Source organism: Blastococcus sp. KM273129 (genome assembly GCF_021698995.1).
Taxonomy (GTDB): domain Bacteria; phylum Actinomycetota; class Actinomycetes; order Mycobacteriales; family Geodermatophilaceae; genus Blastococcus.
The window spans coordinates 26,309-38,456 of record NZ_SSXB01000033.1 but is presented as its reverse complement, the minus strand read 5'-3'; the positions used below and the strand labels follow the sequence as shown (position 1 = coordinate 38,456).

Annotated in this window: 12 protein-coding genes and 1 pseudogene; 9 read left to right on the top strand and 4 right to left on the bottom strand. The window is 75.8% G+C overall.

Features of this window, described 5'->3' with window-relative positions:
• Window positions 1-233: 233 nt before the first annotated feature.
• The 8 genes from E9565_RS11440 to E9565_RS11405 all read left to right on the top strand — a co-directional run bounded on the left by E9565_RS11440 (window position 234) and on the right by E9565_RS11405 (window position 7,851).
• Window positions 234-1,289, top strand: a complete 1,056-nt coding sequence (locus E9565_RS11440; protein ID WP_236825371.1) for an amidohydrolase family protein — start codon at window positions 234-236, stop codon at window positions 1,287-1,289.
• Window positions 1,286-2,044 (top strand): iron-sulfur cluster assembly protein, encoded by a 759-nt coding sequence (locus tag E9565_RS11435; protein ID WP_236825370.1) that lies wholly within the window; start codon window positions 1,286-1,288, stop codon window positions 2,042-2,044. The genes E9565_RS11440 and E9565_RS11435 overlap by 4 nt, the downstream gene beginning before the upstream one ends.
• A complete protein-coding gene (locus tag E9565_RS11430) occupies window positions 2,041-3,066 on the top strand; it encodes an NAD(P)-dependent alcohol dehydrogenase (protein ID WP_236825369.1) in 1,026 nt (341 codons plus the stop codon). The genes E9565_RS11435 and E9565_RS11430 overlap by 4 nt, the downstream gene beginning before the upstream one ends.
• Window positions 3,067-3,196: 130 nt before the next feature.
• Complete coding sequence (locus E9565_RS23220; RefSeq protein WP_236825368.1) at window positions 3,197-4,234, top strand: zinc-binding dehydrogenase; 1,038 nt, start codon at window positions 3,197-3,199, stop codon at window positions 4,232-4,234.
• Between the two features lie 46 nt (window positions 4,235-4,280).
• Window positions 4,281-4,490, top strand: a complete 210-nt coding sequence (locus E9565_RS11420) for a hypothetical protein (RefSeq protein ID WP_236835136.1) — start codon at window positions 4,281-4,283, stop codon at window positions 4,488-4,490.
• Window positions 4,491-4,599: 109 nt separating this feature from the next.
• On the top strand, window positions 4,600-5,508 hold the full coding sequence (locus E9565_RS11415; RefSeq protein ID WP_236825366.1) for an NAD(P)-dependent oxidoreductase: 909 nt from the start codon (window positions 4,600-4,602) through the stop codon (window positions 5,506-5,508).
• Between the two features lie 56 nt (window positions 5,509-5,564).
• On the top strand, window positions 5,565-6,212 hold the full coding sequence (locus tag E9565_RS11410) for a class I SAM-dependent methyltransferase (protein WP_236825365.1): 648 nt from the start codon (window positions 5,565-5,567) through the stop codon (window positions 6,210-6,212).
• A 175-nt stretch (window positions 6,213-6,387) separates the two neighbouring features.
• Window positions 6,388-7,851, top strand: coding sequence for a cryptochrome/photolyase family protein (locus E9565_RS11405; protein WP_236825364.1), 1,464 nt, complete (start codon window positions 6,388-6,390; stop codon window positions 7,849-7,851).
• Window positions 7,852-7,885: 34 nt separating this feature from the next.
• Here the strand turns inward: E9565_RS11405 and E9565_RS11400 are convergent, their stop codons facing one another.
• A complete protein-coding gene (locus tag E9565_RS11400; RefSeq protein WP_236835133.1) occupies window positions 7,886-8,593 on the bottom strand; it encodes a hypothetical protein in 708 nt (235 codons plus the stop codon).
• 161 nt (window positions 8,594-8,754) lie between these two features.
• Between E9565_RS11400 and E9565_RS11395 the strand changes: the two genes are divergently transcribed.
• On the top strand, window positions 8,755-9,297 hold the full coding sequence (locus E9565_RS11395; protein WP_236825362.1) for a potassium channel family protein: 543 nt from the start codon (window positions 8,755-8,757) through the stop codon (window positions 9,295-9,297).
• Between the two features lie 82 nt (window positions 9,298-9,379).
• Here E9565_RS11395 and E9565_RS11390 read toward each other — a convergent pair whose 3' ends face one another.
• The 3 genes and pseudogenes from E9565_RS11390 to E9565_RS11380 all read right to left on the bottom strand — a co-directional run bounded on the left by E9565_RS11390 (window position 9,380) and on the right by E9565_RS11380 (window position 11,978).
• The gene (locus tag E9565_RS11390; RefSeq protein ID WP_236825361.1) at window positions 9,380-9,634 is read right to left on the bottom strand and encodes a hypothetical protein; all 255 of its coding nucleotides are present in this window, start codon (window positions 9,632-9,634) and stop codon (window positions 9,380-9,382) included.
• Between the two features lie 65 nt (window positions 9,635-9,699).
• Window positions 9,700-10,947: pseudogene (locus E9565_RS23550) on the bottom strand (ABC transporter permease); the annotation flags it as partial.
• Window positions 10,948-11,039: 92 nt separating this feature from the next.
• Entirely contained in the window at window positions 11,040-11,978 is a 939-nt protein-coding gene (locus E9565_RS11380; protein ID WP_236825359.1) for an ABC transporter ATP-binding protein, read from the bottom strand.
• Window positions 11,979-12,148: the final 170 nt, after the last annotated feature.

Below are 12,148 nucleotides of genomic sequence, written 5' to 3'. Positions count from 1 at the left end.
CGTCAGGGCGGGCGGGGGTCCGGACCGCTCTGCGTCCACGGCGGCGCACCTCCCCCAGGGGGTGCGGCCGGCGGGCGCGCACCCGTCTCGTTGCCGGATGGCCCGGCAGGCTACGCCTTCCCGGCGTCTCAAAGTGAGACAGGCCACATCTACCGCGTGGGGCGCGACCTTCCTAGCGTCGTCGTCGAGCGGCGTGAGCGCCGTCACATCCCGAACCGCTGGGAGGCCGGCAGATGTACCGCAAGGACGGCGAGGACTACTTCATCGTGGACGCCCACATCGCGCTGTGGGACGCACGTCCGGAGAACCAGCGCAACGTCCACGGCAAGCAGTTCATCGACTGCTTCTACGACTACCACCGCAACCTCAGCCCCGAGTCCGAGCAGTGGGGGTACGAGGAGTACCTCTACCAGGGCGGCGAGCGGCTGATGCGCGACGTCTTCGTCGACGGCATCGTCGACCACGCCATCTTCCAGCCCGCCCGGCTCGCCGAGTTCTACCACCGGGGCTTCGGCCAGACCGAGGAGGCGTTCGCCCTTGCACAGGCCCACCCGGACAAGCTGACCTACAACCACTACTGGGACCCGCGCGACGGCGAGAACGGCCTCACCGCGCTGCGGGCCGCCGCCGAGCGGATGCACCTGAAGGGGGTGAAGCTCTACACCGCGGACTGGCACGGCGAGTCCCGCGGCTGGAAGCTCACCGACCCGATGGCCTACCGCTACCTCGAGCTCTCCCAGGAACTCGGCATCCGGAACATCCACATCCACAAGGGCCCCACCATCCGCCCGCTGGACCGCGACGCCTTCGACGTCGCCGACGTCGACCACGTGGCCACCGACTTCCCCGACCTGACCTTCGTGGTGGAGCACTGCGGGCTGCCCCGGCTGGAGGACTTCTGCTGGATCGCCACCCAGGAGCCGAACGTGCACGCTGGGCTGGCCGTGGCGATGCCGTTCATCCACACCCGGCCGCGCTACTTCGCCCAGATCATCGGCGAGCTCACCTACTGGCTCGGGGAGGACCGCATCCTCTTCTCCAGCGACTACGCGCTGTGGACCCCGAGGTGGCTGGTCGAGAAGTTCGTGGACTTCCAGATCCCGGAGGACATGAGCCCGGAGTACGCGCCGCTCACCACGGAGCTCAAGAAGAAGGTGCTGGGGTTGAACGCCGCGAAGCTCTACGACCTGCCGGTGCCCCCGGAGCTGCGGCTGCCCGACGCCGACGAGCCCGCCACCGGCCCGCGCCAGCCCGGGGCCGCGGACCTCGCGGGTGCGGGTGCCCGGTGACCGCCGTCCTCCCGGACCTGGCAGCGGACGTCCGGGCCGCCCTGGGGGCCGTCGTCGACCCCGAGCTCGACGAGCCGATCACCGACCTCGGCTTCGTCCGCTCGGTCTCGGTGACCGGCGGTGCCGTCGAGGTGCACCTGCGGCTGCCGACCTCGTTCTGCGCGCCCAACTTCGCCTGGCTCATGGCGTCCGACGCCCGGGACGCGGTGGCCGCCGTCCCGGGGGTGGCGTCCGTGCTCGTCGAGCTCGACGACCACCACGACTCCGACCTGATCAACCGCGGCCTGGCCGCCGGAGCCGGCTACCGCGGCACCTTCGGGCACGAGGCCGAGGAGTCGCTGGACGAGCTCCGCGCCACCTTCGCCCGCAAGGCGCACACCGCCGCGATGGAGCGGGCGGTCACCGCCCTGCTGCGCACCGACCCGGCGGCGGACGTGGCCGCGCTCGTCCTCGGGGACCTGCCGACGGGGGAGCGCACCACCGAGGCGCTGCTGCAGCGCCGGGCCGCGCTCGGCCTGCCGGTGGACGACGACGCACCCGTGCTCGTCGACGCCCACGGCACCCGCCCCGCCCCGGAGGCAGCCGCGCTGTTCCTGCGCCGGGCCCGCTCGGTGCGCATCTCGATCGACGGGAACGCGCACTTCTGCCGCGGGCTGCTCACCACCCGCTACCCGGGGTCGGAGGCCGACCAGGCGCCCCGCCCCGAGGACCGACCGCTCCTGTCGCTCACCGTCTCGAAGGAGAGCCGCCCGTGAAGGCCGTCCGCGTCCACGAGTACCACGCCGACCCGAGCGTCGACGACATCCCCGAGCCGCAGCTGCGGGGCCCGCTCGACGTCGTCGTCAAGATCGGCGGCGCCGGTGTCTGCCGCACCGACCTGCACATCCTCGAGGGCCAGTGGGCCGAGCTGCAGAACCCCGAGCTGCCCTACGTCATCGGGCACGAGAACGCCGGGTGGGTGCACGCGGTCGGCGAGGGCGTCACCAACGTGGCCGTCGGCGACACCGTGATCCTGCACCCGCAACCCAGCTGCGGTCTGTGCGCCGCCTGCCGGGCCGGCCGGGACATGCAGTGCGAGAACGCGTTCTTCCCCGGCTTGTCGAACGACGACGGCGGCATGGCCGAGTACCTGCGCACCACCGCCCGCGCCTGCGTGAAGCTCGACCCGTCGACCAACCCGGCGGACGTCGCGGCGCTGGCGGACGCCGGCATCACGGCCTACCACGCCGTGCGCAAGGCGCTGCCGCTGCTGCACCCGGGCACCACCGCCGTCGTGCAGGGTGCCGGCGGGCTCGGCCACATCGGCATCCAGTGCCTCGCGGCGCTCACCGGGACGCGGATCGTCGTGGTCGACCGGAACCCCGACGCCCTGGAGCTCGCCCGGCAGATCGGCGCCGACGAGACCGTGGTCGCCGACGGGGACCAGGTGCAGGCGGTGCAGGAGCTGACCGGCGGGGGAGCCGACGTCGTCTTCGACTTCGTCGCCGAGCAGGGCGCGGAGATGGACGGCTGGCGCATGACCGGACCGGCCGGCTCGCTGTACGTCATCGGGTACGGCGGTGAGCTGCGGATCCCGACGCTGGAGTTCGTCGCCGGGGAGAAGAACGTCGTCGGCAACATCGTCGGCACCTACACCGACCTGGCCGAGCTGATGGTGCTCGCGCAGGCGGGGAAGGTCACGCTGCACACCCAGCAGTACCCGCTCGACCGGGCCGTGGACGCGATCCGCGACCTCGACGCCGGGAAGGTCCGGGGCCGGGCGATCCTCGTGCCCTGACCCCCGACCGAGGAGGCCCCGTCGCCCACCGACGCCCGCCCCGACCTGCTCGACGACGACGGGCCGCGGATCGACCGGCTCCGCCGCATCGCCTGACGGGCGGGTCACCGGCGGCTGACAGCATGGTGGCGTGCGCGCCCTCGTCGTCGATGCCGTCCGAGCCAGGCCCGAGGTGCGGGAGGTGCCGGCGCCCGCCGCCCCGGCGGGCGGCGTGGTGGTGCGGGTGATGGCCACCGGGCTGTGCCGCAGCGACTGGCACGCGTGGGCCGGCCACGACGAGATCGCCTTCCCGCACGTGCCCGGGCACGAACTCGCCGGGGTGGTGGCCGAGGTCGGGGCCGGTGTCACCCGCTGGCGGGTGGGCGACCGCGTCACCGTCCCGTTCGTCTGCGGCTGCGGCCGGTGCCGGTGGTGTCTCGCGGGGGAGGCGCAGGTCTGCCCCGACCAGCAGCAGCCCGGTTTCACGCACTGGGGGTCCTTCGCCGAGCAGGTCGTCCTGCACGCCGCCGACACCAACCTGGTGGCCATCCCCGAGCGGGTCGACTTCGCGACCGCCGCCGCGCTCGGCTGCCGGTTCGCCACGGCCTACCGCGCGCTGGTCGGCCGCGCGCGGGTGGCCGAGGGGGAGTGGGTGGTCGTCGTCGGCGCCGGCGGCGTCGGGCTGAGCACGGTGATGATCGCCCGCGCCCTGGGCTGCCGGGTGGTGGCGGTCGACCGCAACCCCGCGGCCCTCGCCGCCGCGGCCGCGCTCGGCGCTGCGCACACGGTGCTCGCCGACGGCGCCGACGTCCCGGACGCCGTCGCGGCGCTGACCGGGGGCGGCAGCGACGTCGCCGTCGACGCGGTGGGCAGCGAGCAGACCTGCGCTGACGCCATCCGTAGCCTCCGCCGGCGGGGACGGCACGTGCAGGTGGGGCTGCTGCCGCCGGTCGGGGGCCACCCGCGCGTCCCCATGGACCGGGTGATCGCCTGGGAGCTGGACCTGCTCGGCAGCCACGGGATGGCGGCGGCGGACTACCCGGGCATGCTGGCGCTCATCGAGCAGGGCGCGCTGCGGCCCGAGCTGCTGGTGGAGCGCACGATCGGCCTGGCGGAGGCGGCGGAGCTGCTGCCCGTCTTCGACCGGGCGGCCGTGGCCGGGCTGACGGTGGTCGATCCCGCGAGGTGACCGCGACCTGCTCTGCGGGGGCGCGGGTGCGCTGGCAGGTCCGGCCATGGCGCCCGGCCGCGCAGCCCACCCTTCCTCGACCGGTTCCTGGCCGCCGCGGACGCTGATCGACGACGGCCTCGTCCTCGACGGGCGGGACGGGCACGACGCCGGGGCCGTCGTCGGCGGGATCGGCCGCGACCTCGTCGTCGAGCACCCCGGCGCGGCGTTGCGCGCCCGTGTGCGCGGGCTGCCCTGCGCGAGCCCGGTGACCTGAAGGACCCGGACGGCGTGGCGGCGTACGCGGGGGCCGCGGCGGTCCGGCAGCTCTGAGCCACGGATGGCAGATCAGGCGGTCCGGCGCGGGCGCTGGCAGGGTGGGCGGCATGGCCCCTCCCTCTCCCGTCGTCGTGGTGACCGGTGCGAACGGCCTGGTGGGCACCGCGGTGTGCCGGGCGCTCGCCGCGCGGTCGGCACAGGTGCGCGCCGTCGTCCGGCGGGCCGGCAGCGCGCCCGCGCTGGACTGCGTCACCGAGCACGTGGGCGACTTCGCCGAGGAGGACCTCGCCCGTGCGGTGACCGAGGGCGCCGACGCGGTCGTCACCACCGTGCACCCCATGGGCTCGCCCCGGGAGGTGCAGCACCGGGTCGGGGTCGAGGGCACGTCGGTGATCGCCCGGGCGGCCCGGGACGCCGGTGTCGCCCGCCTGGTGCACGTCTCCACGGCGGGGGTCTACGACCGCTCGGCCGGGGTCGGGGACGTCGCCGAGGACGGTGCGCTCCTGCCCGAGGGCAGCGGCGACTACCCCGACACGAAGAACGCCACCGACGCCGCGCTGGCCGAGGTCGGCGGGCTGACGACGGTCCTGGTGCGCCCGCCGGCGATCCTGGGGCCGGGGGAGACCTCGGTGTGGAACACGCTGCGGCCGCAGGCCGTCCGCGGCGGTGAGAACCGGGCGAACCCGGCGCAGACCTGGGCGTGGGTGCACGTCGAGGACCTGGCGGCGCTGATCGCCGACGTCGCCACGGGGGCGATCGCGACCGCCGGCGACCCCGAGGAGGGACCGGTCGCCGGCGGGACGACGCCGGTCGTCGTGGCGGGGGAGCCGGCGACGTGGCGGGACTACCTCGAGACGGTGGCGGACGCCGTGGGGGTCGATCCCGAGTGGACCGACGAGCCGGTGTGGACCGGGCAGCTGCGCGCCGACCGCGCACGGCGCTGGGGCTGGGCACCGCGGGTGGACCTCGCGCACGCCCTCCACGAGCTGCGGAGCGGCCTGCTGCAGCGTCCCTGACGATCCCCGGGGACCGGGCGCGCCCGTGCGGCGGTGCGCGGGTGCATCCTGGGGCCGTGCCGCCCGCAGCCGCCTTCGCCCCCCGCCCCGTCTTCGCCCGGGTCTACGGCCGGCTGGCCGCGGTGGGCGAGCGGCACGGTCTGGCCGAGGTCCGGGCGGGGCTGCTGGCCGGAACCGCCGGCCGGGTGCTGGAGGTCGGGGCGGGCTCGGGCGCGAACTTCGCCCACTACCCGCCCGCGGTCGGCTCCGTGCTCGCCGTCGAGCCGGAGCCGCACCTCCGCCGGCTGGCCCAGCGGGCCGCCGCCCGCGCGCCCGTGCCGGTCGGCGTCGTCGACGCCGTGGCCGAGGCCCTGCCCGTCGCCGACGGCGCGGTCGACACCGTCGTCGTCACGCTGGTGCTGTGCAGCGTGGCCGACCAGCAGCGCGCGCTCCGGGAGCTGCACCGCGTGCTGCGGCCCGGTGGCCGGCTGGTCTTCTGGGAGCACGTCCGGGCCGAGCGGCCGCCGCTGACGACCGTGCAGGACCTGCTCGACCGCACCGTGTGGCCGCTGGTCGGCGGCGGGTGCCACCTCGGGCGCGACACGGCCGCCGGGATAGCGGCGGCCGGCTTCACCCTGGAGTCGGTGGAGCGGCACCGCATGCCCGACACCCGCGTCCCGCTGCCCATGGCGCCGCACATCGCCGGCACCGCCCGGCGGGCATAGCCGACCCCGGTGCCGGCGCGCCGCGGGCCGGGTCGCGCGCGGTGCGGCGGGCACCGCAGGATGTCCGCGGAGGTGGGGCCGGTGGCAGAAGGAGCGGTCGGTCGCGGGCCAGGGGCGGACGATCCCGCCCTCGCCGACTTCCCCGACCGGGCCCCGGCGACCCGGCGCGGGTGCTTTGCCGACCAGCTCGGCCCGCACTTCCTCGACGCGCCGGGCCAGCCGGTGCTGCTGGTCGAGTCCCGGGCCGTCCTCGCCCGCCGGCGCTTCCACCGGCAGAAGGCCCACCTGGTGCTGTCGGCACCGGGCCGCCGAGCTGGGCGACCAGGCCGAGTTCCACCAGGTCGGCACCTACGCCGAGGCCCTCGACCGGGTCGGCGAGCCGCTGAGCGTGTGCGCGCCGACGTCGTGGAGCAGCCGCGACTACGTGCTCCGCCGACCCCACCTCCAGGTGCTCGCCGCCCGCGGGTTCGTCAGCACCCCGGCGGAGTTCGCCGCCTGGGCCGACGGGCGGGGGCGGCAGCGGCTGCTCATGGAGGACTTCTACCGCGACGCCCGGCGGCGGCACGACGTCCTGCTGGACGGCGCGGGCCCGGTCGGTGGCCGGTGGAACCTCGACGAGGAGAACCGGCAGCCGCCGCCCGCCGACGGCCGCTCCCCGGCGCCCGAGCCGTGGTGGCCGCAGGAGGACGAGATCGACGAGGAGGTGCGCGCCGACCTCGACCGGTGGGAGGCCGCCGGGGAGGTGTCCTTCGTGGGGGACGACGGGCCGCGGCTGTTCCCCGTCACCCGGCGGGACGCGCTGGACCGGCTGGCCGACTTCCTGGACCACCGCCTGGACGCCTTCGGCCCGCACGAGGACGCGATGCTGGCCGGCGAGCGGTGGCTGGCCCACTCGCTGCTCTCACCCGCGCTCAACCTGGGGCTGCTCGACCCCGTCGACGTCGTCGGGCAGGCCGAGCAGCGCTACCGCGACTCGGTCGCCGGCGGGGACCCGCTGCCGCTCAACAGCGTGGAGGGCTTCGTCCGGCAGGTCATGGGCTGGCGCGACTACATCTGGCACATGTACTGGCACCTGGGCCGTGACTTCCGGAGCCGGAACGTCCTCGGGGCGCACGCCGAGGTGCCCGGCTGGCTGGCCGACCTGGACGACGCCGCCGTCGACGCCGCCTGCCTCTCCGACGTGCTGGGCGACCTGCGCCGGGACGGCTGGGTGCACCACATCCCGCGGCTGATGGTGCTGGGCAACTACGCGCTGCAGCGCGGCATCGACCCGTCGGCGATGACCGACTGGTTCCACGAGAGTTTCGTCGACGGCTACGAGTGGGTGATGGTCGCCAACGTCGTCGGCATGAGCCAGCACGCCGACGGTGGTGTGCTGGCCACCAAGCCCTATGCCTCCGGCGGCGCCTACATCGACCGGATGAGCGACTACTGCGGCGGCTGCCGGTACGACCCGAGGCAGCGGCTCGGGGAGGACGCCTGCCCCTACACCGCCGGGTACTGGGCCTTCCTCGCGCGGACCCGGGACCGGCTGTCGGGCAACCACCGCATGCGCCGGCCGCTGCAGGGCCTGGACCGGCTGGCAGACCTGGAGGCCGTGGTGGAGCAGGAGCGGCGCCGCGGCACGACGCCGCCCTGACCGCGCGATGACCGCACCACCCGCCGCGCCGCGGTCACGAGCGGCCGGGCGGGAGGGGCAGGCGACGGAGGTGCCGCACCACGATCGCCGACGGGAAGCAGAGGAGGGCGGTCGCGCCGATCATCTTCGCCGTCTCCTCGGCCACGCGCCGGACCGTCGAGTCCCACCCGGTCACGTCCAGGCCGACGGAGGCCGCGAGCGCCCCCAACCCGAGGAGCAGGAGGACCACCTCCGGCTGCCCGGCGAGCTCCGACCGGAAGCCGGCGAGCAGGGCCAGGACGACGACCACGTAGAGCAGGTAGACCAGCACCTCGGGGACGCCCAGGTAGGGGAGCACGACCTCGGGCAGGAGGAAGCGGTCGTCCAGCGTGAGGACCGCCGTCAGCAGACCCCACCCGGCCAGCGCGGCGGACAGCCGCGCGTCGACGTGCCGCAGCCCCACGGCGGCGAGGAGGATCACCGCTGCGGCGGCCGCCCACACGAAGAGGTTCAGCGAGGCGACGCCACCCACGAACCACGGGATGCCCGTCACCTCCACGGGGTCGCTCATGAGGTCCATCGCGGCGATCGAGCCACCCGAGACGAGCGCGGCGAGCGGCGCCAGCGCGGCCGCCGCGAGGCCGGACGCGACGGCGGCGATCAGCCACCCCCGCTGCCGGCGGATGCGGGCAGCGGCGCCCGGTCCCCGGCCGCCGTCGGTGCCTCGGCGCTCCGGCCGCTCTCGCTGCGATCGCTCCGTCACCTGCTCGAGGCTAGCCAGTCTCGGAAGCGGGGCGCGACGGCGCCGCCGCTCCGCACGGCGCGCGTGCGCCTGTCTTGACCCGGCCGCGGCCCTACCGCTGTGGTGGAGCTGCCGCTACCCGGCCATGCGCTGCCCGATCGCGCGGAGGGGGAGACCTCCGGATGGACGCGTCGGACCGATCCCGCGCACCTGGCCCGCCCCACCGGCTGCGCCTGCTCCTCACCGTCTGCCTCCTGGTCGGGGCGTACCACCTGGTGCCGGTCCGGGAGCCCGCCGCGGAGACCGCCACGTTGCTCCGCGGGGGCGGGACGGCGGTCCTCCTCGCGGTCGCCGCCTGGCTGGTGGTCCGGGAGGTGGTCCGTGAGGCGGGGCACGTGGGTGCCGCCCGCCGCCTGGACCGCCTGCTCGTCGCCCTGGTCGGCGGCATCCTCGTCTTCGCGCTCGCCGACTTCGCCGTCGCGAGCGGGCAGGACGGGCAGTTCGTGGGGCTCGAGACGAGGACCGACGCGCTGTACTTCGCGCTGTCGACGCTCACGACGGTCGGGTACGGCGACATCCACGCGGCGGGGCAGCTCGCGCGGGTGCTGGTCAGCGTCCAGCTGGTGTTCAACGTGCTGGTGCTCGCCGCCGCCGCCCGGATCCTGTGGCAGGGACTGGGGGAGCGGAGGGATCGGGAGCGGCCGCATGCCAGCGGCCCGCCCTGACAGCGACCGCCGGCGTCGTGCGCGAAGCTGGGCGCGCCCGGGAGCGGTGGCAGGTCGTGCCCGCGCCGGCGCTCCGGGCCGGTCAGGACCGCGCGTCGCGGCGAACCTCCCAGCGGAAGTACCGGACCGCGACGGCGCCGGCCAGGACGCCCCAGCCCGCCAGCACCCCGAGGTGGCCCCAGGCGAGCTCCGCACCGGCGGGGTCCCACGCCTGCGCCAGGGCGTTCTGGAAGTGCAGGAGCGGGAAGAGCGCGCCGACGCCGCGCATCCACTCCGGCCCGTCGATGAAGAACACCTCGGAGAAGAAGGCCAGCGGCAGCAGCACCACCAGGCCCACCCCGCGCCCACCGCGCGGGCGTCGGGCACGAGCGCCGCCACGACGTAGCCGCACGCGGCCAGCGTCAGCGTGCCGGCGACGAGCACCAGGAGCCCCAGCAGCAGGCCGGGCAGCGTCACCCGGACGTCGAAGAAGGCCGTCCCGACGGCCAGGACCAGGGCGGCGACGACCACGGCGAGCCACAGCGCGGCCGTGGTCCGCCCGGCCAGGTACTGCCACGGCGCGAGCGGTGTGCCGCGCAACCGCTTGAGCACGCCGCGGTCGCGTGCCGTGGCCACGGCCTCGGGCAGGTTGACGAAGGCGGTGACGCCGGCACCCCAGGCGGCCATGCTGGCGGCGAACAGCGTGGGGAACGGCATGCCGTCGACCACCTCCCCGCTGCCGGCCATCGCGACGAGGAGCGCGTACAGCCCGACGGGCATGGCCAGCGCGAAGAAGACCGAGCCGCCGTCGCGCCACGTGGAGCGGGTCGCGGCGACCGCCTGCCCGAGCACCAGCGCGGTGGACCCCGGCCGGTGCCCCACGACCTCGGTCCGGGGCCGGGCGACCCCCGCCCGGCTCGCCGTCCGGGACGGTCCGGCAGGTTCGCCGCTCGCCCGGCTGCCCGGGTCACGGCCCAGGTACCGCGCCGAGACCAGCGCGCCCGCCAGCCCCCAGGCGAGCAGGACGGCCAGCGCGGCGGGGTTCCAGCCGGCGCCGGGCGAGAACGGGTCGAACTGGTCGCGCAGCGCCTCGGCGAAGGGGCGCACGGGGAAGATGCCACCCACGGCGGCCATCCAGGGCAGCTCGCCGCCGATGGTGAAGACCCCGGACACGAAGGCGAGCACGACGGCGGTGCTCACCGAGGCCGCCTGGGCGACGGCCGAGGTCGGGGAGACCGCCGCCACGGCGAGGCCGAGGGCGGCGAAGCAGGCGGTGCCGAGCACCAGGGTGACCACGGTCGCTGGCAGCGTGCGGCCGATGATCTGGACACCGAAGCCGACGACGCCGACCGCGACGGCCGCGACGACCGCGGCGAACGCGTACACCACCGCGCCACCGATCCGGCCGGCGACGTACGACCACGACGGCAGCGGGGTGCCGCGGAACCGCTTGACCACCCCCCGCTCGCGGGCCTCGGCCAGCCCGATCGCGACCGGCGGGTACGCGGAGTACAGCACCCCCAGGGCGACCGCGGTGGGGGTGGCGAACTGCATCACCCGCAGGCCGGTGGCCTCGTCCAGGACGTCGTTCCCGGCCGCGGCACCGATGACGAGCAGCCAGACGAGCGGCAGCGCGATGCTGAAGACGAGCACCACGCGCGAGCGCCACATGTCGGTGAGGACGTAGCGCAGCTCGGCGGCCAGGAGCGCCCCCGTCCCGGGTCGACCGCCCCGCCGGCTGCCGGGAGGAGCGGCGGTGCGGGTCACGGCCGGCCCGCGGGGGCGGTGGCCGCCCCGCCGTCGTCCGCCGGTTCACCGGTCAGCCGCAGGTAGACGTCCTCGAGGGAGGGGCGGCGCACGGAGAGCGCCGGGACCTGCAGCCCGCGCTCCAGCGCCCAGCCGGTGAGCGCGTGCAGGGTGGCCGTGGGCCGGGGGGTGGTGAGCTCCCAGCCGAGCCCGTCGGCGACCGGGACGCCGTCCAGCGGCGGCAGGTCGGCGGCGGCGACGCCCGCCGGGAGCCGGAAGCTGACCACCGCGTCCTGCTGCCCGGCGGCCAGCTCCGCCGGGGTGCCGAGCGCGACCAGCCGGCCGCGCACCACGATGCCGACCCGGTCGGCCAGGTGCTCGGCCTCGTCCATGTAGTGGGTGGTCAGCAGCACGGTCGTGCCCAGGGCGCGCAGCCCCTCGACCAGCTCCCAGGCGCGGCGGCGGGCGGAGGGGTCGAAGCCGGTGGTGGGCTCGTCGAGGAAGAGCAGCTCGGGGTCGCCCACCAGACCGAGGGCCAGGTCGAGCCGGCGGCGCTGGCCACCCGACAGCGTCTTGACCCGGGCGTCGCGCTTGTCGGTGAGGCCGACCTGGTCGATGACCTCGTCCACGCCCAGCCGGCGGGGGTAGAGCCCGCGGTGCAGCCGCACCAGCTCCCGGACGGAGAAGTCCTCGTCGAAGCCGGCCTCCTGCAGCACGATGCCGATCCGCTCGCGGAACTCCCGCCCGCCGGTCTGCGGGTCGTAGCCCAGCACGCGGACGTCTCCGGCGTCGCGCCGGCGGTGGCCCTCCAGGATCTCCACGGTCGTGGTCTTGCCCGCGCCGTTGGGGCCCAGCAGCGCGAAAACCTCGCCCTGCTCGATCCGGAACGACAGGTCGTCCACCGCGACGAGGTCGCCGTACCGCTTGCGCAGCCCCGCCACCTCGACGGCGGTCACCGGGCTCCAACCGGCAGGCCGGCACCGGTCGTGCGGGCCGCGTCGCCCGGCAGTCGTGGATCGGGCACGAAGGTCCTCCGTCCGTCGGCTCCCTCGACCGTCGGCCACACGCCCCGGCGTGGGCAGTGGCCAGGGGCCCGGGCGACCGGTGACCTTCGGCCGTGCGGGGG

Bases quoted from the DNA above. Each gene is read 5' to 3' on its own strand.
- E9565_RS11440 (WP_236825371.1), top strand. From the start codon at position 234: ATGTACCGCAAGGACGGCGAGGACTACTTCATCGTGGACGCCCACATC.
- E9565_RS11420 (WP_236835136.1), top strand. From the start codon at position 4,281: ATGGCGCCCGGCCGCGCAGCCCACCCTTCCTCGACCGGTTCCTGGCCG.
- E9565_RS11415 (WP_236825366.1), top strand. From the start codon at position 4,600: ATGGCCCCTCCCTCTCCCGTCGTCGTGGTGACCGGTGCGAACGGCCTG.
- E9565_RS11395 (WP_236825362.1), top strand. From the start codon at position 8,755: ATGGACGCGTCGGACCGATCCCGCGCACCTGGCCCGCCCCACCGGCTG.